The following is a 25,081-nucleotide window of genomic DNA, read 5'->3' on the forward strand; positions in this document are numbered from 1 at the left end:
GTTATATTGATTTATTCATTACAAAAGTAACGCTTTTTGTATTAATAGGTGTGAATTTATTGGTAATTTATTATATCTAAAATTTAAAGGCTGTGCTGTTTTTTACCTCACCGATCATAAAGGTACTATGGGTACTTCCGATATGTTGAATTGTCGTTAATTTTGTTACCATAAACTCACGATAAGCCTCCATGTCCTTTACAAATATCTTTAAAATATAATCGTAATCACCGCTTACATGATAACATTCAAGTACCTCATTGATCTTTACTACTTCTTTCTCAAACTGTGAAATAATATCAATATTGTGCTGTGTCAGTTTGATATGACAAAAAACAACAAAATTTTTCTCTATCTTTGCTTTATCCAATAAGGCTACATATTTACTGATTATACCTTCTCGTTCTAACTTTTTAATGCGTTCGTAAACTGCCGTTACTGATAAGTTCAGTTTAAGAGAAAGCTCCTTAGTTGTTTTTTTGGTATCAGCTTGTAACAACTCTAACAGACGCTTATCGATAGTATCTAACTTCATATTTCTTTAGTTTTAAAGTTATTTTAATTTTTAAATAGTATAAAAATCTATATTTATACAAATTTACAGTTTTTTATTCTAAATATTTTACTTTATATTGAAAAATAAATTATGTAATTAGAAATTTGAACAATAAAAACTAAACAAAATAACACTATGAATACATTTAATCCGGCTGACAAGATTCAGGATCTACAATATTTCGGTGAATTCGGAGGAGTAAATCCTTCTATTTCTGACAGTTCTACTTATACTTTCCTTTCTGCTAAAACTATGTTTGATACTTTTGAAGGCAATGCAGAAGGATGTTATTTATACTCTCGTCACTCTTCTCCTTCTAATTTATATCTAGGTGAAGCTTTAGCTGCCATGGAAGGAACAGAGGCTGCTAATGTTGCAGCGTCCGGAATGGGTGCTATTACTCCGGTTCTGATGCAATTATGCAATGCCGGAGATCACATTGTTTCGAGTCGAACTATTTACGGCGGAACCTATGCTTTCCTGAAAAACTTTGCTCCTAAGTTTGCTATTAAAACCTCATTTGTCGATATTACTAAATTAGACAAAGTGGAAGCAGCAATTACTGCTGATACCAAAGTTTTATACTGCGAAACAGTAAGTAATCCGCTTTTAGAAGTTGCTGATATAGCAGGTTTGGCTCAAATTGCTAAAAAGCACAATCTAAAATTAGTTGTAGACAATACTTTTTCTCCGCTTTCGGTAGCACCCGGAAAATTAGGTGCTGATGTTGTGATCCATAGTTTAACCAAATTCATCAACGGAAGCAGTGATACCGTTGGCGGTGTCGTTTGCGGAACACAGCAATTCATAGACGATCTGCGCAATGTTAATGATGGTGCCAGTATGCTTTTAGGTCCGACAATGGATAGTTTACGAGCTGCAAGTATCTTAAAAAATTTAAGAACACTACATATCCGTATGAAACAACACAGTCACAACGCTATGTATTTGGCACAAAAATTTGAAAAAGACGGCTTAAAAGTTGTTTATCCCGGTTTAGAAAGTCACCCTAGTCATAAACTATATGCCGGAATGATTAATCAGGAATATGGTTTCGGAGGTATGATGACCATTGATGTAGGTAATTTAGACAAAGCCAATGAGCTTATGGAGCTAATGCAACAAAAAAATCTCGGATATTTAGCCGTAAGTTTAGGTTTTTACAAAACTTTATTCAGTGCTCCCGGAACTTCTACTTCTTCCGAAATTCCTATGGAAGAACAACAAGAAATGGGCTTAACAGACGGTTTAATCCGTTTTTCAATAGGTTTAGACAACGATATTGAACGTACTTACCAAATCATGAAACAGTGTATGACGGAATTAAACGTTTTGTAAACTAATATCAAATAATTAAATAAAAAGTCCCGATAAAATTTATCGGGACTTTTTTATGAATTCTTATTTTAATTCTTCTCTATCTTCGAGTTTTATAGCCGGTTTAATTTCTTTATCGTCATCCGACAATAAATTTTCCGCTATTGGCTTAACTTCAATACGTCTGAATCTTTCAGGAGCATTAAAAGCCTCCATACCGTCTTTACCTGAGAATGCTCTCGTAGCTCTTGACGCTACTATAGAATAAGAAAAAGCAACATCAGATGTTCCATGACCTAATTCTACCACCTCAAATCCTTCAGCTGATTTATTCGTAACATAAACCCCATTACAGTCTCCTTCTAACTGGATAAAAACTTTCAAAGGATGCTCTTTATCTACTAAGATATTTTCACTTAAAATAGGATCTATAGTCACCGTTGCTCTTCCGTTCACTAACTTTTCTGTTCCGTAATCTTGCAATAAGCTTTCAGGAGCAGAAACAGCAGGCATTACATACGTTTTATCATCCTTCTTAACAGTTGTTGCATTAATTCCGGGGCCTACAACATTGAACATCATTTTTGTTTCTTCTTCTTTACCGGGTGCTGATTTATAAACATCATACAAAGTTCCTCCGGTAACTAAAGTATAACCAAACCAAGCTCCTGAATAGTTCGTAGCATACCCTATAAAAGCTGCTCCACTGGTTCCCGGAAAACTTGAATATGTTCCTACAGGATTTCCCTGAACAACTGCACCGTAACGGTTGTTCCCCGTAAAAACATTGATCGGAGAAAGAGAGGCTGTTCCAGCTCCGTTAAATTGCGCTGCCGTTCCTTGCGTAGCATTCAGATAACCTGCAAATGCCGACCCGGAAGCCGTTTGACTCATAGAACGAATTCCTATCGCTCCAATGGCATCAATAGCAGCACCGCCACCTGTTCTGAAATTATACACTGTCATAGCATTAGCTGCTCCGGAGGCTGCGTCTGCCTCAACAGCAATAGAAGGTCCTGCCGCATTTGTAGTTGATAAAATACCTGAACCGTTTGCCGAATAATTCGTTATTTGCAAACCCGCATAAGGGTTATTGGTATCATTATGGTCAATGAGCACCCCTACACCATTTGCATCAACATTAGCGACAACACCTATCGTATTATCATTGATCACAAAATTAGATTGTCCGGAATAGCCCGCAGAAGTTGTATTATTTACAACCAAAAGTCCTGTTGAAGCCGAGTTATTGTTTGTAATAGATACTGCTCCGGCATCAGCATTAATAACTCTTCCGGCACCTGCACCACCTTCATCATAGGCCATGTCAAGTGTATTATGAGAACCGCCTCCTGTTCCGGCTGCCATTCTCACCCAAATTGTCCCGTTCCAATAATAATAACCGGGTGTTACATCATTTACTGTTGCTGTATTGTACACAATAGTTCCTGCTGTCAAAGCTCCGCCGGCAGGATTTACTACGGGGGTGTCAATCGTTGTATCAGTCAAAGCAATTTGCGGAGCTAAAAAACCATTAGTTGTAGAATTAACTTCTAAAGCAGCTCTTGGGGTCGTAGTCCCCACCCCTACCTGGGCAGTAACAGTAATACTTATTCCCGAAAGAATAAAAAGTAGCGTTTTTTTCATAATAAAAATCAAATAAAGGGGTTAAAAACGCATAAATTAACTAAAATAAAAACAGAATGACAAATTTTTAATCTTAAAGACAATAAAACTTTATTTTTTTTACTAAAAAAAAGCTCTTTCTGTACTACCTAAAAAAAATCTTTTAGCTTTTAAGAAAAAAGCAAATTCTATTAAAATCTTTTAACACTTGTCCCGTTTTGTTATTTAATATGGAAAACTTCAAGGATAAATTTTCCTTTTCAATAATTTAAAGTTATTTTTGGATTTCGTAATCAAAAATTAAATATGAGAAAAATTATAATCAGTGCTTTTGCATTATTCTTTCATTTAGTATCATTTTCCCAAAATTTCACTATTGAAGAAACCGTAACCGGTTCTCGAAAATATGCTCCTGAAAACCTATTGTTTTCGCAATGGAAAAAAAATGAAAATGCTATTGTTTATGTAAGTAAAGATTTCCAATCACTACTGGAAAGAAATGATTCCGACAATTGGAAAGAACATACTTTAGCTTCAACTTCCGAACTTTCAAAAAACCTACAAGCTGCAATTCCTAATGAAACCTTCGAATTGCGTTTTTTCCCTTACAACTTTAATTGGGAGACAAAAGAGGTCATTTCTTTTGATGTTGACGGAAAGAGCAACAAATATTTTGTTCACTACAACTTAAAAAATAAAAAAGTAATACATAGTGTTGCTACTCCGCTAACAGCAAATGAACCGGCAGTCTCTAAAAACTCCGATGTTGCTTGGTTAGAAGATAACAACATCAAAATTACGCGTCAGGACGGCTCTTCTATTTCCGTAACTAATGATAGTAATAAAGGAATTGTAAACGGGAGCAGTTACGTTCACCGTCAAGAATTTGGTATTCACAAAGGAATGTGGTGGAATGAGAACGGTACAAAACTAGCCTATTATCGCAAAGATGAAACAATGGTAGGAGATTATCCTATCATTAACTGGAATGAACGCGAAGCAGTAAATAATAACATTAAGTACCCTATGGCGGGTATGAAAAGTGAAGAAGTGACACTTCAAGTTTTTGATCTGAAAACACAAAATACTGTTCAAATCCAAACCGGTGAACCAAAAGAACAATATTTAACGATGGTTTCCTGGCATCCGAACGGGAAAAGTATATTTATAGGTGTTCTGAATCGGGAACAAAATCATTTACGATTCAATCAATACAACGCCCAAACCGGAGCTTTGATAAAAACATTGTTTGAAGAAAAGTCCCTAACTTGGGTTGAGCCTCAACATACTATTATTTTTGTGCCGAATGATCCGGAACAATTTATTTATCAAACTGATAACAACGGTTACAACCAGATGTATTTATACAGTATTTCTGGCAAATTAATTAAAGACCTAGGTTTTAAAGACGTTATTGTTCAGGAGTTCCTTGGTTTTAGTTCAGATAATAAATCGGTTTACTACACCGGAATTACCAATCAAGGATTAGACCGTCAATTGTTCAATGTTGTCCTTAAATCAGGAAAAACAACACAATTAACCTCTGATAGCGGAACTCATCTTGCCGCTGTTTCTTCTGACGGAAAATATATTTTAGATACGTTCAGTAATACAGAAACACCTAACAAAATTGAGATTCTAAATACTAAAACAAAAAAAGAAACGGTTTTAGTCAATGCTCAAAATCCGTTTACCGGAAAAATTGATTTACCTAAAACAGAACTGGTTACTTTAACTTCTGCTGATGGCAAAACACCTTTAAACGGAAGAATTCTATATCCGGCAAACTTTGATCCTACCCGGAAATATCCGGTAATGATCTATGTATACGGAGGATCTCATGCACAATTGATCAAGAACAAATGGTTAGCCGGTGCCGCCTTCTTTGATTACTATATGGCGCAACAAGGCTATGTGGTATTTTCATTGGACAACAGAGGAAGTGAAGCCAGAGGCAAACACTTTTGTGATGTAAACCACAGACAACTGGGAATCAATGAAATGGCAGACCAGCTAAAAGGTGTAGAATTCTTAAAATCAAAAACATTTGTAGACAGTGACAGAATCGGTGTTTTCGGTTGGAGTTTCGGAGGATTTATGACTACTTCTTTATTAACTACTTATCCGGAACTGTTTAAAACAGGTGTAGCCGGAGGACCGGTTATTGACTGGAAATATTATGAAGTAATGTACGGAGAACGCTATATGGACACTCCTCAAGAAAATCCTGAAGGTTATGAAAAAGCATCCTTATTAAATAAAGCTACCAATTTAAAGGCTCGTTTATTAGTGATACACGGTGCACAAGACCCTGTAGTCGTACAACAAAATAGCATGAACTTTATTGAAGCCTGTATCAAAGCCGGAAAGCAAGTAGATTATTTCTTATACCCTAATCATGAACACAATGTAAGAGGAACTGATCGTATTCACATGTATGCTAAAATTGCTGACTACTTCAACACGTTTCTTAAATAATTAATTACAAGCCAATAACACTATTTTATGAGTACAAAAATCATCAAAAATAAAGAACTAAGCATCTTTGAAGCCCTGATCCCTGTCATAGCCTTAATCGGTATGTTAGCCTTTAACGTATATGTTTTCGGTGATGAAGCCCTAAGCGGAACAAACCAGTTTGTCCTTCTTTTAGGAGCTTCGGTTGCAGCAATTGTAGGTTTCCTAAACAAAGTTACCTATAAAAAAATGCTGGATGAAGTTGCTGAAAATATCAAATCAACTGCAGGAGCCATATTGATCTTGTTAATGGTAGGATCCCTTGCCGGAACCTGGCTCGTTAGCGGTGTAATTCCTTCTATGATCTATTACGGACTAAAAATTCTAAGTCCGGCTATCTTTTTACCGGCCACATTAATTATTTGTTCGGTAATCTCTATAGCCACAGGAAGTTCTTGGACTACTTCAGCTACTGTAGGTATAGCTCTAATAGGAATAGGAGGAGCTTTAGGCTTTGATTTAGGTATGGTTGCCGGTGCCGTAATTTCCGGTGCTTATTTCGGTGATAAGTTATCACCAATGTCAGATACAACCAATTTAGCCCCTGCTATGGCCGGAACAGATCTGTTTACGCATATCAAGTATATGACCTTAACTACTGTTCCTACCTACATCATCACATTGATTATTTTTATCATTTTCGGGCTAACCGTAGAGACGCACGGAATTGCTAATACTGACGGACTTTTAGCAGATATCGAAAAATCGTTTACCATCACACCGTGGTTATTCTTAGTTCCGGTTATTGTGATCGGATTGATCGTCAAAAAAACAGAACCGCTTATTGCCCTTTTAATAGGAACCTTACTGGGAGCTATCTTTGCTATTATCTTTCAGCCCAATATTGTACTGATGCTTTCCGGAGGAACTGAACTGAACTTCGTAAATGCTTATAAAGGCGTAATGAATGCAATCACTGTTGAATCTGTGATCCCAACTGATAATGAAACGTTAAAGGACCTTTTCAAAGCCGGAGGAATGCAAAAGATGTTAGGTACTATTTGGCTGATCCTTTGTGCTATGGTTTTCGGAGGAATCATGGATGCAATCGGAGCATTAGCGCGCATTAGCCAATCCTTATTAAAACTGGCTCATTCAACAGCCGGATTGTTTGCTTCTACAGTAGGAAGCTGCCTTGCTTTAAACGTCACTGCATCTGACCAATACCTGGCCATAGTAGTTCCCGGAAAAATGTTTGCCAAAGCTTATAAAGATCGAGGCTTAGCGCCTGAGAACTTAAGTAGAACTCTTGAAGATTCAGGAACTGTAACTTCAGTCCTTATTCCTTGGAACACATGCGGGCTTATCAATCAGGAGCTTTAGGTGTGGCCACTTTTGATTATTTGCCTTATGCTATTTTCAATTATTTGAGTCCGTTAATGACATTACTTTTTGCAGCTTTGAACATAAAAATAAGACAATTAGTCTCAAAAAAAGAGACAGAATAAGCAGTATAAATAAAACTTATTCTCTAATAAAAATTAACCATGACTTAACTATAGTTATGGTTTTTTTATTTGTAAATTTGCTATCAGAAAATTAGTAATAACTTTAAAATAAAAACTTTATGGCACTAGTAGGTAAAAAATTTCCTAACATTACTGTTGACGCGATCTCTGAAATGGGTGACAACTTAAAAATCAACGTTTTTGAAGAAGCTGTTAACAACAAGAAAAAAGTCCTTTTATTTTGGTATCCAAAAGACTTTACTTTTGTGTGCCCTACAGAAATTCATGCTTTCCAAGAAGCTTTAGCTGAATTTGAAAAAAGAAACACTATGGTAATCGGTGCTTCATGTGATACAAATGAAGTTCACTTTGCATGGTTAAACACTCCGAAAGATAACGGTGGTATCGAAGGAGTTACTTACCCGATCCTTGCTGACACAACTCGTAACTTGTCAAGTGCATTAGGAATTCTAGAAGCTGAAGATATTTTCAACGAAGAAACCGGTGAATATCAAATCGAAGGTTCTAATGTAACGTACCGTGCGACTTATTTAGTTGACGAAGACGGTAAAATTTTCCACGAAAGTGTAAACGATATGCCTTTAGGAAGAAATGTACACGAGTACTTAAGATTAATTGATGCTTATTCACACGTTCAAACACACGGAGAAGTTTGTCCTGCAAACTGGGAAGAAGGAAAAGACGCTATGAAAGCTGACAGAAAAAGTACTGCTGAATACTTAGCTTCTCACTAATAAAAAAATCAATAATAAATCTCAATAGCAATGTCAAGATCAGTAATTGAAATCTGATATTGTTATTGAGATTGAAATTACAACAATTAATTATGTTCCAAGAATTAGATCAAGATAACTTACAGGAAGTTGTAAACACTAATGATATTGTATTGGTACAATTTTCAGCTTCATGGTGCGGTAACTGTAGAATTATGAAGCCTAAATTTAAAAAATTAGCTTCTGAACATGAAAATGTACCGTTTTTAGTAGTAGATGCAGAAAAATTCCCTGAATCCAGAAAGTTAGTAAAAGTGGATAATTTACCTACTTTCGCAGCATTCAAAAACGGACAACTGGTCGATCAGACTCAGACAAACAAAGCAGAAGTTTTGGCAGAATTAGCAAGCAAAGTATTGTAATCTGGCAAACAGGAACTATTAAATCTATCCAAATGAAACTCCCTGTAATTAAACAATTAACTCAGTTTATTGAGGAAAATGATCAGGATTATCTGGTTGAAACTATAGAAGTTTTAGAAAACCTTACTGAAGTTCCTTCTCTTAAAGACGAAGAACTTGATGTAATCGGTGAATTGATTTCCAACATGTACGGTGCCCTTGAAGTTCATAAAATGATCAAAGAAGGAAAAGACAAGAAAACAGCTCTTAACGATTTTATGAAGCGGGTACTGGGTTCAATCGATAAAGAATAAATACTCTCATTAAAAAGAGAGTATTTATTTACACTATTTTTTACTACATTATTATTATTTTGTTAAAAAATTATATATTGCATAAAAATTCAATATATAATTTATGAAACAACTATATTTTTTCTCGACTCTCTTTTTATTGACCTCATCGGTTTATGCACAAGTTGTTTTTAAACCCAGAGCTACTCAGCTTGAATATTTGGAATTTCACAATGATGAAATAATTGTATTAAAAACACCTCAAGCTAACCTTCAAACATTTACCAGCAAACTTCCCTACCCTATTATCTTTGTACACGGATTAAATTCCAGCTCAGATACTTGGAATACTTCTACCAATTATTTTGACAACCAGTACAATTTTACTTTTGGTGGCCGACTGGATTATTGTCTCAATGCAGATTCAAATAATGTACTTGCCAATACCGATTTCTACCCTGTTGCAAATGCTGATATTGCCGCATTTTCTACAAACTTTCAAAACGGAGATTATTATTACGTCAACTTTAATCTAAATCCTGACGGCACAATTGATACTAATGTATTGAGTAACCAGGCCGCCGTTACCAAACAAGGAGCAGCCATGAAAGATGCCGTACAGCGTGTTTTACAAATAACCGGAAAAGACAAAGTTATTCTGGTAGGTCACAGCATGGGAGGTTTGGCTTCCAGAGAATATCTTCAGAATACAAACAACTGGCAGGCTGACAACCTGCACCACGTAGCCAAATTGCTGACTTTAGGAACACCACACGGCGGAAGTAATGCCAGCGATAATCCTCTAGCCTTCTTTACCAGTGTTAATGTTCGTTCAGAAGCTATCCGGGATCTTAAAGAAACCTACTATTACAGCGGTGAGCCTAGCGTTTATTTATTCGGAGGAACAGAAATACAGAACAGCAGTAGCATGAATGATAATTCTTATTCTCCTGATTTTTATAATGTTGATATTAATTGCAATGGTGTCACAGGAGAAAGTATTATAGGGTTGAATCAAAAAGTCCTGGATAATTATATTGACTTTTCTTGTGTTATCGGTAGAATTACAGGAGGAACAACTGATGGTGTCGTAGCAGAGCCTTCTTCACTTTTAAATACATACATAACAGGTCTGCTTTATCCTGCTAAGTATTTTTACTTTAACTCTTCTTTTGATTTTATTGAAAATCACACCGAACTTCCCGGTAAATATTACCAGATCCTTCAAGGTTTAGACGAACCCAATTATAAAGAGTTAGCTTACGGTATTTCAACAAATCAAAATTACATTGGTTTTACCACCGTTCAGGCTAATTCCGGTACTTCAGACATCGATTATTTTAAGTTTACCGTTTCTGATAATGTCAATGCTACAGTAGATATGAGTTCTATTGTTACGAGTAATATGAATGCCGCATTTTTAGATGCCAACGGAAATTTAATCGGTTCTGCCCATAATAACAGCGGAAGTACATTAAACTTTACTGAAACATTAAGTCCCGGCAATTACTTTTTAAGAATAACCAGTGTAAGTCCTAGTACCTCTAACTACCAAACTCCTTATCAGTTTGCTATTACAACGGTATTGGATAACAAAACATTTAACACTACAGTAAACAGCATTCAAGTATATCCTAATCCCACAACAGATCTTTTAACTATTTACGGAACAAGTATTGATGCGATTATGATATATGACATTTCAGGAAAAAATGTATACCATATTGAATTTACAGACAAAACACCTAAACAAACTATTGATGTTTCTTCATTAAAAAAAGGAATATACTTTCTGACCCTTGAACAAAAAGGTCAAAAATCAGTTTTTAAAATTTTAAAAGAATAGGGCTAAATAAGATTATGCTATTACTTTTAACATAACTAAATATACCGGATTCTTTAAGCCCTAAAGAATCCGGTTTTTTAATATATTTTATTCTAAAAGTATTTCTTCTTAAACCAGAAAGCCAGATTAACCAGAGCTATCAAAGCCGGAACCTCTACTAAAGGACCTATTACACCGGCAAAAGCCTGACCGCTATTAATCCCGAAAACACCAATAGAAACTGCAATTGCTAATTCAAAATTATTTCCGGTTGCCGTAAATGCAATGGCTGTAGCCTTAGAATAATCGGCACCGAAATATTTCCCGATAAAAAAGCTCATCACAAACATCAAGGCAAAATAAATTACCAAAGGAATGGCAATTCGAACTACATCCATCGGAATCTGAACGATCAATTCGCCTTTCAAACTAAACATCAAAACAATCGTAAACAATAATGCGATGAGCGTTATTGGCGATATAAACGGAACATATTTTTCCTGAAACCACTTTTCGCCTTTTAAACGAATCAAACCAAATCGGCTGATGATTCCCAAAGCAAACGGGATTCCTAAATAAATTCCGACACTTTCTGCAATCTGACCAATACTAATATTGACTTCAAACCCTTTATAACCAAAAACCGGAGGCAGCACTGTTATAAAAAAATAAGCATATACACTATACAAAAGCACTTGAAAAATACTGTTCAAAGCAATTAATCCGGCACCGTATTCCCGATTTCCCTCTGCCAGATCATTCCACACAACTACCATTGCAATACAACGCGCTAAACCAATGAGAATAACTCCAATCATATATTCCGGATAACCTTTTAGAAATAAAATAGCGAGAAGAAACATCAAAACCGGACCTATAATCCAGTTCAGGATAAGGGAAGCACTCAATACTTTAGTATTTTTAAATACTTCACCCATTTTAGCGTAATTAACTTTTGCCAAAGGCGGATACATCATCAGGATCAATCCGATTGCTAAAGGAATATTCGTCGTTCCGCTTGAAAAAGAATTGATAAAACCACTACTTGAAGGAATAAAATACCCTATCCCGACTCCGACCAACATGGCTATAAAAATCCATAACGTTAAATACCGGTCTAAAAAGCCTAATTTTTTTCTTTCTACAACAGGAGCACAATTTGTAACCGACATATTATTTTTTTATTTGTGAGAAAACATAATACATTTCAGAGGCAATTTCTAAACTTCGCTGTTCATATTTAGCGTTCATTAATTCCGTTCCGTCAAAAGCTTTCGGATCCTCGTAAGTAATAGGAATTCGCTTTTCTGCTCCTGCTATAAAAGGACAGCCACCATCAGCCTGAGAACAAGTCATAATAGCCGCAAAACCTTTTTCCGGATTAAACGTATCATCATATTTTTTTGAAAACCCGATAACAGCCGCTTCACTACTATCGAATTTTACAGCATAAACCGGATTAGTACTCTCACTTAATTTTTCAATATTAAATCCTTGATGCGTTAAAGTTTCCACTATTTTAGAAAACATTGCTGTAGCTTCTGTCCCACCTGAATAAGAATAAACATTCGGAATTCCGAAATGAAAAGCCATAGTTTGTGCCCAGATTTGCCCTAAATGACTTCTACGTGAATTATGTGTACAGATAAAATTTAATCGGATCTCGTCTTTTGAATTGACTTTGTTCTGAATAAAATCAATTAAAGATTGTAAGACCTCTTTTCGTTTGTTTGAAACAGAAATATCTGTTATTTTTTCAAGTGTTTGCAATAATTTTGAATACATATTATTTCTTTTGGAAGGAACAAAAAATAAAATTTTGAATTGTATCAAACGGTGTTTGATGGTTCGTTGTAAAACAGTTTAGTTTCTGAAAATTGTTTTGAAAAAGAAGTCCTATTTTAGGTTCATCATATTGCGTAACGGTCAATCCACTGCATTTCAACGGACCATTGGCAGAAAAGGTTGCCAAAAATAAAAATCCGTCTTGTGTCAAGGCTTCGGAAGCTAAATCAACATATTTCTGAATATCATTGGTTTCCGTTAGAAAATGAAAACTTGCGCGATCATGCCAAACATCATAACGTTCTGTCGGTTGAAAATCTAACACATCTGAAACTATAAAATTTACATTTTTAGCTTTATCGCCTAATCTTGTCTTTAATCTTTCAATGGCTTTTTCAGAAATATCTAAAACCGTCAGATCTTCGTAACCTAAAAGCAACAAATGATCTATCAAATAACTGTCACCGCCACCAATCTCGATTATTTTAGCTTTTTTATCAATACCATACCTTTCAAAAAGCTGTAAAGAAGTTTCAGGATTGGGTTGGTACCAACTCACTTCATTTACAGCCTTTGTAGCAAAAACATTTTCCCAATGTTCTTTCTTCGAAAGCTCCATTTAACAACAGCCGGAATTTGGTGTACAACAACTTGTTTTGGCTTCCAGGTCTTTTAAAGAAATTTTCATTTTTTCCGGTGGTATGCCACAATGATCAGATGCTAAACAAGTAGTCTCTTTTTTAGTCAGTTTAAAGATTCCGTTTTCAAAAGCCAAACCAAATTTCCCGATGGTTTGTTCCATTTGATATTCCACTTCCAATTCCAGATCCTGCTCTTGGAACAAATTCTCAGAGGCTTTAATGATCTTAAACACCTTATCAGCCGTTAAACGATGTTCCAGATCGCCGGCAAACCAAACTTGAAACGTGATCAACTTTTCTTCACGAATGGTATTTCCGCAATCGATAAAATTCTTACTCAACAATCCCATTTCTGTAATATGAAAATGGTTCGGAACGAAAGTTCCGTCAGGTAACTGAATAGTAAATTCAGTTATCGTTTCTAAAGCTGTTCTAAATTCTGATAATTTCATTTTTTATGTTTTTTAAAATTAACAACATTTCTTTTGTAGTTTACTTGATATTTCACCAAAGTAATGCTGGATCTTCTGCATAGTTTCCAGATTCAAGCAATAGCAAATCGCTGTTCCCTCTATATTTCCCTGAATAACACCTGCATTCTTCAACTCTTTTAAATGCTGCGAAACCGTTGGCTGCGCCAATGGTAATTCGTTCACAATATCACCGCAAATACAGCTATCTACACTCAATAAATACTGAATAATAGCAATACGCGCCGGATGCGACATGGCTTTGAATAAACCTGCTAAATCATTTTGTTCTTTGGTAAAAAAATCGGCTTTTGAAGCTCCCATAGTTAAATTATTATATTGCAATATTACGATATAATAATTGAATAAAAAAATTTAGGCAAAAAAAAAATCCCGCATGAATCATGCGGGATTTAATTTATTAGAAAAGGAAAAATTAGTTTCCTCCTTTTTCCATTTTAGCTTTTAATTCTGCTAAAGCATCGATATCACCTAAAGTTGATTTTTCAACTGTGTTAGATGAAGTTGACGCTGCAGCTTCTTTAACTACTTTTTCTTCTTCTTCACGGAAGATAGCAGTGTGAGACGCTACTACTCTTTTGAATTCTTTGTTGAACTCAATTACTTTGAAGTCAGCAGTTTCTCCTTTTTTCAATTTTTTACCATCTTCTTTTTCTAAGTGACGAGACGGAATGAAAGCAACTACATCATCACCGAAATCTACAGTAGCACCTTTGTCTACGATCTCAGCAATTGTTCCATTGTGAATAGTACCTACAGCGAAAGCTTCTTCGTGTTTATCCCAAGGGTTTTCAGTAGTTTGTTTGTGACCTAAAGACAATTTACGTCCTTCAACATCCAACTCTAATACAACAACGTCTAATTTATCACCAACGTTAACAAATTCAGACGGGTGTTTGATTTTCTTAGTCCAAGATAAGTCAGAAATATACACTAAACCATCAACACCTTCTTCTAATTCAACGAAGATACCGAAGTTAGTAAAGTTTCTAACAGTTCCTGTGTGACGAGAACCTACTGGGTATTTAGTAGTGATATCAGTCCAAGGATCCGGAGTTAATTGTTTGATACCTAATGACATTTTACGCTCATCCCTGTCTAAAGTTAAGATAACCGCTTCTACTTCATCACCGATCTTCATGAAATCCTGAGCTGATCTTAAGTGAGTAGACCAAGACATTTCTGAAACGTGGATCAATCCTTCAACACCGTCAGCAACTTCAATGAAAGCACCGTAATCCGCTAAAACTACTACTTTACCTTTTACTTTATCTCCAACTTGTAAGTTAGTATCTAAAGCATCCCACGGATGAGGGTGTAATTGTTTTAAACCTAATTGGATACGTGTTTTCTCATCATCAAAGTCTAAAATTACAACGTTTAATTTTTGATCTAATTCTAATACTTCGCTTGGGTGGTTGATACGAGACCAAGATAAGTCAGTGATGTGGATTAATCCGTCAACACCACCTAAGTCAATGAACACACCATAAGAAGTGATGTTTTTCACAACTCCTTCTAATACTTGTCCTTTTTCTAATTGACCAATGATTTCTTTCTTTTGTTCTTCGATATCTGCCTCGATAAGCGCTTTGTGAGAAACCACAACGTTTTTGAATTCGTGGTTGATTTTAACCACTTTGAATTCCATAGTTTTGTTTACGTATTGATCGTAATCACGGATTGGTTTAACATCAATTTGAGAACCTGGTAAGAATGCTTCGATTCCGAATACGTCAACGATCATACCACCTTTAGTTCTACATTTAACGAAACCGTTAACGATTTCACCAGTTTCATGAGCAGCGATAACTCTATCCCATGCTTTGATAGTTCTGGCTTTTCTGTGAGACAATACTAATTGCCCTGTTTTATCTTCACGAACGTCGATTAAAACTTCTACTTTATCACCAACTTGTAAGTTAGGATTGTAACGAAATTCGTTTAAAGAAATAACACCTTCTGATTTAGCATTGATATCAACGATTGCGTCTCTATCTGTAATTCTTACCACAACTCCTTCTACAACTTCTTGATCGTCAGTAGATACGAAAGTTTTTGCTACTAAATCTTCAAATTCCTGCAAGTTTTTCTCATCTACCGCATCAATACCTTCTGCGTAATTGTGCCAGTTAAAGTTTGCTAAAAACTCTTCTTGTGTTTTGTTAATTTCAGCCATGCTGATTAAAAAAATTTGTATGCCGGGTTTTTTGAGTTTCAATTTGCAGATTAAACCACAACAGTGTTTTTTACATAATTACTTGATACCCAATCGGAAACTCTACTCTGCCAAAAAGGTGTGCAAAGATAGTCATTTTTTCTGAAATCCAAATACTTATTTTTAAAAAAAAGTTTTATTACCGCTCTTATTCTAAACTTGTTAGCTTATTTTTTGTTTGACCAATTCCATAACTTTTGCAAACTGCTCTTCACGGGTCAGATCTGAATTATCGATCACAACAGCATCTTCAGCCTGTACTAAAGGTGAATCTTCACGATGCGTATCAATATAATCCCGTTGTTCCACATTTTCCAATACTTCTTCATACGTTACCGTTTGTCCTTTTTCTAACAACTCTTTATACCTTCTCTCAGCTCTTGTCTCTGCCGATGCCGTCATGAAAATTTTTAACTCTGCTTCCGGAAATACAACCGTTCCTATATCTCTGCCATCCATTACGATTCCTTTATCCTGCCCCATTTCCTGTTGTTGTTGTACTAATTTAGCACGTACTTCCGAAATTTCAGCTATACGGCTTACTTTTTGGGACACCTCCAGAGTTCTGATCTCTTTTTCAACATTTTCACCATTCAAATACATTTCAGCAAATCCCAAAGCGTCATTGAACTGGAAACGCAACTGAACTTTATTCAGGTTTTGAACGACCTGCTCTTTGTCTAAATACTCTTCAAAAACCCAATGGTTTTGCATGGCAAAATAGGTCACGGCTCTGTACATCGCTCCGGTATCTACATAAACATATCCTAATTCTTTAGCTAACTGTTTGGCTAAGGTACTTTTTCCGGTCGACGAGAAGCCGTCGATTGCAATAATGATCTTTTTCATATCTGAATATAAAAGCTATTCGCTTTCTTTAACGTCTTTCTTTTTTAAAATATGCAGAATAACCGTTTGTGCTGCATGCAGTCCGAACAATCCCGGCATCCAGCTATTCGTTCCGTAAAACGACTTTTTAAAGTTGGTCCCGTCGGTCATTTTTACGCTATCGTAATCCGGTCGTTCATCTGAATACACTACTTTCACGCCACCGGAAATCCCTTCTTTCTTTAAGCGTTTGCGCACTTGTTTGGCTAACGGACAATAATCGGTTTTACTAATGTCGCGAACCTTTACCTTTTCTGCCAGAAACTTTCCGCCGGCTCCCATATTACTGATGATCTTTACTTTTTTTCTTTTGGCTGCCAGGATCAAATTCAACTTAGGTGTTAAGCTGTCAATACAATCCAGTACATAATCAAAATCCTGAGTAACCAATTCAAACGCTCTTTCCGGAGAAAGAAATTCCTGAACACGGGTTAAATTGAGTTCCGGATTGATATCCAGTAAACGATCACCCACTACTTGTACCTTTGGTTTATCTACGGTAGAGTGCAATGCCGGTAATTGGCGGTTTATATTGGTAATATCAACCGTATCGCCATCTACAATAGTCATATTCCCTACTCCGGCGCGAGCTAAAAATTCTGCTGCAAAACTTCCTACTCCACCTAAACCTACTACCATTACATTTGCATTTGTCAATTTTGCCATCCCTTCCGGCTTAAACAATAATTCTGCGCGTTCTTGCCACTTTGCCATACCTTATTCTATTGATTTATTTTTTATTTATTTCTTTTGAAAACCGCTTCAAAATTTTGTATCACTTGTTGCTGTAGTTGCTCTACTGTCAAATTTTTTACAGTTGCCGCTTTTTGGTAAACCTGAGCAATCCCCTCTTCAATAGTATCCGTCTCTAAAAAAAAACAATTTTCGGGCACAAATTTAAAAACCTTTTCTAAATCAGGATTACGCAACAGGTATTTTCCGAAAGAAAGATACAGTCCATTATCTAGTAAACTTTTGGCGACCTGCTCATTTTTTGAGAAACCGTGAACGATCATCGGGTTCTGAATATCCATTTCTTTTTTAATAGCAATGAGTTCCTGATAAGCCGCTACACAATGTAAAATAATAGGCTTTGTTGTTTGCTGTACCAATTCTATCTGCTGTTGAAAGACTTCCGTTTGTAGCGATAACGGAATTTCAATTCGCTTATCTAAACCACATTCTCCCAATGCCAGACATTTTTCGTCTTTTAATTTCTCTTCTATTAGCTGCAGATCACTTGATAAGCGATCTTCCTTTATATACCACGGATGAATTCCTATGGAATACTGAGGGATCTTCGCAGAAAACTCCCACGGGTATTGGTTAACCACTTCCAGAATTTCCGGATCAGCTGTGTACTGATGTGTATGTAGGTTAATGAACGGCATTAGTCATGAAACTTTTTTACTCCTGCTTCAATAGCAATATCCAGATCGTTTTCCCGGGGTACTATCGGACAAGAATAGTTGTGATTGTAGGCGCAATACGGATTGTATGCTTTGTTGAAGTTTATAACTACCGTATCGGTTTCCGGAATCCTCATGTCCAGATACCGTCCGCCTGCATACGTTGCTTCTCCGTTGGTCAAATCTAAAAAGGGCAGAAAAAGATAATCTTTGAATCCCGGTTTCTTACTCAATTCTATATTTTGGTATACATTTAAAACGAATTGCTTTCCGTTTAACTCAAAATGCAGTTCTCCGTATTTTTTATACAACGGAGTTCGGGAAGTCGACGTTCTCATCTTAAACTTCTTTGTATTCTTTACTTGCACAAAAGTTGCCTGAACTATGAATTCCTGTGAAACCGGATAAAAATCCAATTGTTCAAAATGCACTAAATCTTCCTTTTCTAACGGACTTGAAACAGAATCTCTGAATTCTTCATTCAAATGCTCCTGAAATTCCTGAGCCGACCTCATTTCGCTTTCCTGAGCAAATGTATAGCACGAAACCAATAAGGCTATGATGATCTTATACATGAATATTTTTTCAGCAAAAATACTGAATTTTACGCTTTCTGTCCAATTTATGGTATACTGTATACCCCGAGAGTGACTTCCATTGTATTACACCTTATTCCTCCTGACCAACTTCTCAATTCTATTCGTATCTTTGCGGTAAGATTAAAAAGCTATGATTCCACAAGAAACTATCGTTGCCTTGGCTACACCTTCCGGTGCCGGTGCTATTGCTGTTATCCGCCTGTCGGGTAAAGAGGCTATTGCTATTGCGGCACAAGTATTTCAATCGGTTTCCGGTAAAGAACTGAGCCGACAAAAGACGCATACAATCCACTTAGGACATATTACAGACGAAGGAAAGGTTTACGATCAGGTTTTAGTATCTATCTTTAAAGGACCACATTCGTATACCGGCGAAAATGTGGTTGAAATTTCCTGTCACGGTTCTACTTTCATCCAGCAGCAGATCATTCAATTATTGCTTCGTAAAGGAGCCAAAATGGCTCAGGCAGGTGAATTTACCTTACGCGCTTTTTTGAATGGAAAACTGGATCTATCACAAGCAGAAGCTGTAGCTGACCTTATTGCCAGCGATAATGAAGCGAGTCACCAGATTGCCATGCAGCAGATGCGTGGTGGTTTTAGTAATGAGATTGCCAAATTGCGTGAAGAATTACTCAATTTTGCTTCCTTAATTGAATTGGAATTAGATTTTAGCGAAGAAGATGTAGAATTTGCAGACAGAACGGCTTTTCATGAACTCTTAAACCGCATTGAATTTGTTTTAAAGCGTTTAATCGATTCGTTTGCTGTGGGGAATGTGATTAAAAATGGTATTCCGGTAGCAATTGTGGGCGAACCCAATGTAGGGAAATCGACTTTATTGAATGCCTTGCTGAACGAGGAACGCGCTATTGTTTCGGACATTGCCGGAACGACCCGTGATACCATTGAAGACGAATTGGTCATCAACGGTATTGGTTTCCGATTCATCGATACGGCCGGAATCCGAGAAACAAAAGATCATGTGGAAAGCATCGGGATTCAGAAGACTTTTGAAAAGATCGAACAGGCTCAGGTTGTCCTTTTTTTGGTTGACAGTTCTCAGCTAACAGTTGATAGCTTAGAACCTCTTAAAAATGAAGCCGAGCGTATCAAAAATAAATACCCGCAAAAAGCACTGTTGGTTTTATTTAACAAAAAAGATTTATTGTCGGAAGAACTGATTTCGGATCTGAGATCTCAAATTCCGAATAGTCTATTCATTTCCGCAAAAAATAAAGAGGGTATTGACGAACTGAAGAATGCTTTGCTTTCGTTTGTGAATACAGGTGCCTTGCGCAACAATGAAACCATTGTTACCAATACGCGTCATTATGACTCGTTGTTAAAAGCACTGGAAGAGATCCAAAAAGTAAAATGGGGTTTAAATGCCGGTATTTCATCGGACTTAATGGCGATCGACATCCGCTCGGCATTACATTATTTTGGTGAGATTACGGGCGAAGTGACCAATGATGAATTACTAGGTAATATTTTTGCTAATTTTTGTATTGGGAAGTAATTAAAACAATTTGCTTATTCTAAAATTATCCAACATCAAGAATTGTATTTTTGATTTAATAATTGTACTATTTGCTCTAATTCCTGAATAGGTAAAATGGCTGCGCATTGGATAGATTGATTATTTGAAGCAGTGAAAATCAATACACCTTTTTGTTCTTTTTTAAAACCTAAGCTGATTTAGTAAAAATTGTGTGCTATAATCAGTGATCTTTACCTTAATTCCCGTTTACATTTTTCACACAAGGCTAAGTCAGCATTATCTATCGTTTTTATAGATTCCACAGCATCAGTCATCACACATTTTTTATCATTACAATGGGGTAATCCTAAATTATGCCCGAACTCATGAACTATAATCTTTTTAAAACGGTTAAAATATATTCTTTTATTAGGAGACTGGATTCTAAATGTTGAAATTATGCAACTATTACCCGGACAATACGCTAATCCCATAATTCCCCAATCTTCGTATTTGTAAACTGGTTTTTTGATATTTCCATCTTTATCCCTTTTTGTAGTAGAGATATCTTTATTCGTTAATCCTAAAACGTATTGTATACTATCTTTTAAATCCATTTTCTGAAATTTAATAATTGAATCTGCTCTGTATCGTGGTGATTTAATTAGAACAAAAGCTTCTTTATACAATTCTTGATTTTCGTTAATATGAACCTTTACCTCATAGAACTTTTCAAGACACAATTTAGCTGTATCTAATTCAGCTTTTGGAAGTCCTTTATACTGCTTTAATAAGACAACTGTATTGGAATCGATTTTGTTTGTACAACCCGAAAAAAGCAGCAACATTACGCTGCAAATCAAACTTAAAAAATATTTTTTTTTCAAACCATGCTTCTTACAATATTACCAATATGAATTAGAAATAATTATTCTGAAATAATATTAACAATCCTTTCCCAATCTTTATATCCAAAATAAATTTTAATTGGAAGAATACTAGCTATTTCTCTATTCTCTTCAATAAATTTAGGAAAACAATAAGAATCTAACTTAGTATCCTTTCTAAAGTTTTCAGGCACAGTTATAAACTCTTCTTTTTTCCTATTTTCAAAAGAATAATAACTTCCTGAAAAATTAAAATTCCAATCTAAAATTTGTCCTTTAGCAAACTTTTTTCTCATTATTGGGTCAATATGTTTAAGATCTCTATTATTGAATAATAATTTATTTCGTTCTAAAAAAAGGCTTGAAGCCAATTCTCTATATTCTGCCTCATATTTTTTAAAAAAACTCAAATTTTTCAGAACTTCTTCTTTAGTAATTTTCTTAAAAATAGAGATACTTTCATCAACAGTATCTATTTCAATCGAATAGTCTAAAAACCTTTCTTTCCACTCTTCTGCTTTTGTCTTCTTTTCTGGCGAACTAAACTTATCATAATAAATTATTAATTTATCTCCCCTATTTAATTTAAACAATACACTTTCAGATGGGAAATCCTCAATTGACTTTATAACAGTGATATTTTTATTTTCCATACTAATTATAATTCAACAATATACTTCAAATTTGAATATCTTTTAAAATTAATATTCACTATTCGGCTCAAAATAAGTTTTATTATTTAAATTTTTAAATAAAATCAACCTGATTGGAGAAATTAAAAGGGGGTTCACTAGTGTTGTAATTTTTGCTTTTGTTCATAAAAAAATCGAAAATAAAATTAGTAGTCAATTTTGTACCTCCGTTTGCGACATCCTGTAAATACTACCATCGCTAATTTTTGTATTGTAAAGTAATGTTTTAGCTCTTTAGAATTCACTCCTCTAAACTATTTCTCCCGTTCATTCCTTGTATAATTTCTTGAGCCAATGTATAGGGAAAGATGTTCATTGTAGCATAGAATTCCAGTTTATTGTGATCTAGTACTTGAGCTCTGGCTGTTTTATAATCTGAATCAGATAGATCAATAATATCTTTTTTGGAATAAACCCTTTTTATTTCCTTGTTGTTCTTATCGAACAAATTTTGAAAATGCTTTCTGTTGTGCTCAAAATTAAATGATGTTGCATCAGAAAAAACAAAACACCTTATGTATAAATCTAAATATTCTGAAAATCGGATCTCTTTATCTTTGAATTTATCAAAACCGTATATTTGAGTAATCCATAGATTCAGGGTTTTGTTTTCAATTCCGAATTCTGTTGCAATTTCGTCTCTTGAAACTTTGATAACAGTATCCATTTTCCTGAGCAATAAGTCTTTGGTCAAACGTTGCGATCTTTTAATCTTAAATATTTTATTGAAAACATAACGTCCTATTTTTGCTTTTATGATATCTAATCTCTCTAAGGCATATCCTAACTCTTCCTTTTTGAGATCTGTCTGCATAACCCAATTTGAAATTTTATCCGTCTGACTATTTCTTTTAAACAATTCGGACAATGTTTCAGTGACAACACAACTAAATAGAAAATTAAAATCGATTACTACATAATTTGAAGTGTTCCCGATCTCTTCTAATGAACCTATCGGCTCCGTATTTTCACCTGCAATGTGGTAGAGTTCCGATCGGAAATCCGGATCGTTATAAAGCGACGTTAATTCGGACTGTATAAAATGATATAGTTTTAAAAACATACGAATGCAAAAAAGGAGTTTTTAATAAAATTAATCAAAAACTCCTTTTTTCTTTTTATTTTTTACCCTTATATTCCGGATTGTTAGGGTTTAATTGATTAGAACGATTGTCTAATTGTGCCTGATACGTTTCATTTGTACCTGATGTACCTTTGTTAGCATTGTGACTGTCCGCATTGTGATTTTTTGTTGTACTCATAACATTACGATTTTAAAAATTATACTACAAAGATAAATGTATGCTAAAATTAAATGCTAAACAATCCCTTTTAGATAAATAAAACACTATTTAACAAACAATTACAAATCAAATACTGTTTTAATCAGGTACAACTAAATAGAAGCATTCCGGTTTACCGAATCACAACGTCAAACCTTTTTCTATTCAATGGTTTTCAAGTGTTGCCCTACCGCATTTCAGCCTCTTAAGCTGTCAATAGTATACAGATCCTTTCTTTCGTTTGCTGAGAGATTTTTTATCTCATATTTCATTTCCATTATTTGACTCGGATGAGAGAAACAAAAGAAAACCAACTTTTTCTTAAAAAGGCCTTTTTCTATTTTTTTAAAAAAGACGTTAAATTCTATATCCGTTTCCTTTACTTGTTTAAGGGATTCATCTAACATTGCTTTCAGCTTATTCGATACACTCTCAACCACTTGATCGTTCAATTTGTTGTCGAAAATGTGAATTTTTTCAACTAACTCAGGATAAGAATGGACTTCCCGGTATATATAACCGTTTTTCTTAAATTCATTCAGGGTTTCTGCTTTCCGCTCATCTTGCTCATCTGAAACTTTTACTTCAAACATTAATCGGTTCTCCATATCGTGATAGAGCAGTCCGGAAAAAATAGTGATCTCTTTGCGACAGTTAGTACACTTTTTACTATTCAGTGTCCCGCTTAAAACCTCTTCTTTTAAATTGGGTTCCAATGTAACATTGACTGTCTGATAATATTTGATCTCTTGTATAGCATTACAATGCGGGCAGTTTTCCTGTATAACTTTAAATAAACTCATCTTGTTTTTACCATTTAAAAATAGTGTGTCCCTTTTTCTTATTGCCAAATATATACCTCTTTTCTGTAAGAACAGAAAATTTGTTATTGTAAAGATAGGATTTGTACACAATTATTCTTTATCCGATGTAAAAATGTACAAATTCAACTTTATCTGATCTGATTTTTGTATTGAGCATTCTTCTCTTCTTTTATCCAACACCTTTTAAGCCCTAAAAAACAACCCCAAAAGAATCAGCCTGTGCACGATCCTTTTGGGGTAATTATCTTTTTTATCCTTTTTTTCTATCGAAAAGAGAAAAACATATTTTTAAAATTCAAAACATATTCCCAGTTCGTGGGTTCCGTTCTCATACTTGTTTATGTTTGTAACATTCGATTCAAAAGCATAGCTCAACTGCAAGCGGTTTTTTATCTTAATATTGAATAAGCCTCCTACAGCGCGGTCTATTCTGTAATTTGCTCCGAGATCGAGAACATCAAAAAAGTTAAACGTTCCCGTTACGTCGGTAATGGTTTCTTCGCTCGAATAGCGAACCAATGTTGAGGGGATGAACTTTATCTGATCGCTGATCGTAAAATTATAACCACCGCTTATGTAAAGCTGCGCTTTATTATTAGCAGTCGTGGCAATTCCGTTCTTATCGGCTACCCGATCCGTTTCAAATATTCTGGGAACAGACAGTGACGCAAAATAGTTGTCGTTCTTCAGATAAAAACCGGCTCCTATGTTCGGATTAAAATAATTGGTGTTCTGAGATAAGAACGGATCTGCCGGTAAATTCAACCGTTCAAAGTCAATATTCACAAATGTTCCTCCTGCCTGAACTCCGAACAATACATCCGTAGACTCGCTGATTTTTAACGCATAAGAAAAACTACCGAACAAAGAGGTTGTTCGCTCAATGAACACTTTGTCTGCTATAACAATTCCGCCAATGCTGATCTTGTCATTAACCGGGACCGACAAATTCAGGCTTTGTGTTTCAGGTGCTTCTGCAATACCGATGAACTGACTTCTGAAATTGGCTCTGACCGTAGCGCGTTCATCAAGTCCGAATGCTGACGGGTTAAAAAAACTGGTATTGTATCGGTACAGAGAATAACTCGGTTCTGCTTGTGCTAAAACTTTTAATGATGATGTTAAAAGCAATAGTATTAAAAATAATAATTTATATAATTTCAT

At 35.2% G+C, this 25,081-nt stretch carries 25 protein-coding genes and 1 pseudogene; 8 read left to right on the top strand and 18 right to left on the bottom strand.

What is annotated here, in order from left to right; genetic code table 11:
* Nucleotides 1-76: 76 nt before the first annotated feature.
* Complete coding sequence (locus DI487_RS00590) at nucleotides 77-535, bottom strand: Lrp/AsnC family transcriptional regulator (RefSeq protein WP_109567922.1); 459 nt, start codon at nucleotides 533-535, stop codon at nucleotides 77-79.
* Between the two features lie 156 nt (nucleotides 536-691).
* On the opposite strand from DI487_RS00590, the gene DI487_RS00595 reads away from it, so the two are divergent.
* Complete coding sequence (locus DI487_RS00595) at nucleotides 692-1,894, top strand: aminotransferase class I/II-fold pyridoxal phosphate-dependent enzyme (RefSeq protein ID WP_109567923.1); 1,203 nt, start codon at nucleotides 692-694, stop codon at nucleotides 1,892-1,894.
* A gap of 63 nt (nucleotides 1,895-1,957) precedes the next feature.
* Here the strand turns inward: DI487_RS00595 and DI487_RS00600 are convergent, their stop codons facing one another.
* Nucleotides 1,958-3,520 carry a hypothetical protein gene (locus DI487_RS00600; protein ID WP_109567924.1) on the bottom strand — a complete coding sequence of 521 codons (1,563 nt, stop codon included), beginning with the start codon at nucleotides 3,518-3,520 and terminating at the stop codon, nucleotides 1,958-1,960.
* 285 nt (nucleotides 3,521-3,805) lie between these two features.
* Here DI487_RS00600 and DI487_RS00605 point away from each other — a divergent pair, with 285 nt between their 5' ends.
* The 6 genes and pseudogenes from DI487_RS00605 to DI487_RS00630 all read left to right on the top strand — a co-directional run bounded on the left by DI487_RS00605 (nucleotide 3,806) and on the right by DI487_RS00630 (nucleotide 10,738).
* A complete protein-coding gene (locus DI487_RS00605) occupies nucleotides 3,806-5,977 on the top strand; it encodes a S9 family peptidase (protein WP_109567925.1) in 2,172 nt (723 codons plus the stop codon).
* A gap of 27 nt (nucleotides 5,978-6,004) precedes the next feature.
* Nucleotides 6,005-7,464 (top strand): annotated as a pseudogene (gene nhaC / locus DI487_RS00610) (Na+/H+ antiporter NhaC).
* A gap of 119 nt (nucleotides 7,465-7,583) precedes the next feature.
* Complete coding sequence (locus DI487_RS00615) at nucleotides 7,584-8,219, top strand: peroxiredoxin (protein WP_109567926.1); 636 nt, start codon at nucleotides 7,584-7,586, stop codon at nucleotides 8,217-8,219.
* A gap of 92 nt (nucleotides 8,220-8,311) precedes the next feature.
* A complete protein-coding gene (locus tag DI487_RS00620; RefSeq protein WP_109567927.1) occupies nucleotides 8,312-8,620 on the top strand; it encodes a thioredoxin family protein in 309 nt (102 codons plus the stop codon).
* 32 nt (nucleotides 8,621-8,652) lie between these two features.
* On the top strand, nucleotides 8,653-8,913 hold the full coding sequence (locus DI487_RS00625; protein WP_109567928.1) for a DUF6952 family protein: 261 nt from the start codon (nucleotides 8,653-8,655) through the stop codon (nucleotides 8,911-8,913).
* Nucleotides 8,914-9,016: 103 nt separating this feature from the next.
* Nucleotides 9,017-10,738: an alpha/beta fold hydrolase gene (locus DI487_RS00630; RefSeq protein ID WP_109567929.1), complete on the top strand. Its 1,722-nt coding sequence runs from the start codon at nucleotides 9,017-9,019 to the stop codon at nucleotides 10,736-10,738.
* Between the two features lie 92 nt (nucleotides 10,739-10,830).
* Here DI487_RS00630 and arsB read toward each other — a convergent pair whose 3' ends face one another.
* From arsB to DI487_RS00680, 10 genes are all read right to left on the bottom strand, one after another.
* Nucleotides 10,831-11,889 carry an ACR3 family arsenite efflux transporter gene (arsB, locus tag DI487_RS00635; RefSeq protein ID WP_109567930.1) on the bottom strand — a complete coding sequence of 353 codons (1,059 nt, stop codon included), beginning with the start codon at nucleotides 11,887-11,889 and terminating at the stop codon, nucleotides 10,831-10,833.
* A gap of 1 nt (nucleotide 11,890) precedes the next feature.
* On the bottom strand, nucleotides 11,891-12,502 hold the full coding sequence (locus DI487_RS00640) for an arsenate-mycothiol transferase ArsC (protein ID WP_109570557.1): 612 nt from the start codon (nucleotides 12,500-12,502) through the stop codon (nucleotides 11,891-11,893).
* 1 nt (nucleotide 12,503) lies between these two features.
* Nucleotides 12,504-13,121, bottom strand: a complete 618-nt coding sequence (locus tag DI487_RS00645; RefSeq protein ID WP_109567931.1) for a class I SAM-dependent methyltransferase — start codon at nucleotides 13,119-13,121, stop codon at nucleotides 12,504-12,506.
* On the bottom strand, nucleotides 13,122-13,595 hold the full coding sequence (locus DI487_RS00650) for a DUF6428 family protein (RefSeq protein WP_109567932.1): 474 nt from the start codon (nucleotides 13,593-13,595) through the stop codon (nucleotides 13,122-13,124). It lies immediately after the preceding gene.
* Between the two features lie 18 nt (nucleotides 13,596-13,613).
* Entirely contained in the window at nucleotides 13,614-13,937 is a 324-nt protein-coding gene (locus tag DI487_RS00655; RefSeq protein ID WP_109570558.1) for an ArsR/SmtB family transcription factor, read from the bottom strand.
* A gap of 112 nt (nucleotides 13,938-14,049) precedes the next feature.
* Nucleotides 14,050-15,813: a 30S ribosomal protein S1 gene (gene rpsA / locus DI487_RS00660; RefSeq protein ID WP_109567933.1), complete on the bottom strand. Its 1,764-nt coding sequence runs from the start codon at nucleotides 15,811-15,813 to the stop codon at nucleotides 14,050-14,052.
* Between the two features lie 201 nt (nucleotides 15,814-16,014).
* A complete protein-coding gene (gene cmk / locus DI487_RS00665) occupies nucleotides 16,015-16,701 on the bottom strand; it encodes a (d)CMP kinase (protein ID WP_109567934.1) in 687 nt (228 codons plus the stop codon).
* Nucleotides 16,702-16,716: 15 nt separating this feature from the next.
* Nucleotides 16,717-17,454, bottom strand: coding sequence for a tRNA threonylcarbamoyladenosine dehydratase (locus DI487_RS00670; protein WP_109567935.1), 738 nt, complete (start codon nucleotides 17,452-17,454; stop codon nucleotides 16,717-16,719).
* Between the two features lie 23 nt (nucleotides 17,455-17,477).
* The gene (locus DI487_RS00675) at nucleotides 17,478-18,131 is read right to left on the bottom strand and encodes a TatD family hydrolase (RefSeq protein WP_109567936.1); all 654 of its coding nucleotides are present in this window, start codon (nucleotides 18,129-18,131) and stop codon (nucleotides 17,478-17,480) included.
* The gene (locus tag DI487_RS00680) at nucleotides 18,131-18,724 is read right to left on the bottom strand and encodes a DUF1684 domain-containing protein (protein ID WP_109567937.1); all 594 of its coding nucleotides are present in this window, start codon (nucleotides 18,722-18,724) and stop codon (nucleotides 18,131-18,133) included. The genes DI487_RS00675 and DI487_RS00680 overlap by 1 nt, the downstream gene beginning before the upstream one ends.
* Nucleotides 18,725-18,878: 154 nt before the next feature.
* Between DI487_RS00680 and mnmE the strand changes: the two genes are divergently transcribed.
* Complete coding sequence (gene mnmE, locus DI487_RS00685) at nucleotides 18,879-20,270, top strand: tRNA uridine-5-carboxymethylaminomethyl(34) synthesis GTPase MnmE (protein WP_109567938.1); 1,392 nt, start codon at nucleotides 18,879-18,881, stop codon at nucleotides 20,268-20,270.
* 212 nt (nucleotides 20,271-20,482) lie between these two features.
* Here mnmE and DI487_RS00690 read toward each other — a convergent pair whose 3' ends face one another.
* The 6 genes from DI487_RS00690 to DI487_RS00715 all read right to left on the bottom strand — a co-directional run bounded on the left by DI487_RS00690 (nucleotide 20,483) and on the right by DI487_RS00715 (nucleotide 25,081).
* The gene (locus DI487_RS00690; RefSeq protein ID WP_146193344.1) at nucleotides 20,483-21,118 is read right to left on the bottom strand and encodes a matrixin family metalloprotease; all 636 of its coding nucleotides are present in this window, start codon (nucleotides 21,116-21,118) and stop codon (nucleotides 20,483-20,485) included.
* A gap of 41 nt (nucleotides 21,119-21,159) precedes the next feature.
* On the bottom strand, nucleotides 21,160-21,771 hold the full coding sequence (locus tag DI487_RS00695) for a hypothetical protein (protein ID WP_109567940.1): 612 nt from the start codon (nucleotides 21,769-21,771) through the stop codon (nucleotides 21,160-21,162).
* 280 nt (nucleotides 21,772-22,051) lie between these two features.
* A complete protein-coding gene (locus DI487_RS00700; RefSeq protein WP_109567941.1) occupies nucleotides 22,052-22,873 on the bottom strand; it encodes a hypothetical protein in 822 nt (273 codons plus the stop codon).
* A gap of 55 nt (nucleotides 22,874-22,928) precedes the next feature.
* The gene (locus tag DI487_RS00705) at nucleotides 22,929-23,072 is read right to left on the bottom strand and encodes an alpha-amylase (RefSeq protein WP_109567942.1); all 144 of its coding nucleotides are present in this window, start codon (nucleotides 23,070-23,072) and stop codon (nucleotides 22,929-22,931) included.
* Between the two features lie 218 nt (nucleotides 23,073-23,290).
* Nucleotides 23,291-23,896, bottom strand: coding sequence for a CpXC domain-containing protein (locus tag DI487_RS00710; RefSeq protein WP_109567943.1), 606 nt, complete (start codon nucleotides 23,894-23,896; stop codon nucleotides 23,291-23,293).
* A 309-nt stretch (nucleotides 23,897-24,205) separates the two neighbouring features.
* The gene (locus DI487_RS00715; protein WP_109567944.1) at nucleotides 24,206-25,081 is read right to left on the bottom strand and encodes a PorP/SprF family type IX secretion system membrane protein; all 876 of its coding nucleotides are present in this window, start codon (nucleotides 25,079-25,081) and stop codon (nucleotides 24,206-24,208) included.

It is taken from the genome of Flavobacterium sediminis (assembly GCF_003148385.1).
Classification (GTDB): domain Bacteria; phylum Bacteroidota; class Bacteroidia; order Flavobacteriales; family Flavobacteriaceae; genus Flavobacterium; species Flavobacterium sediminis.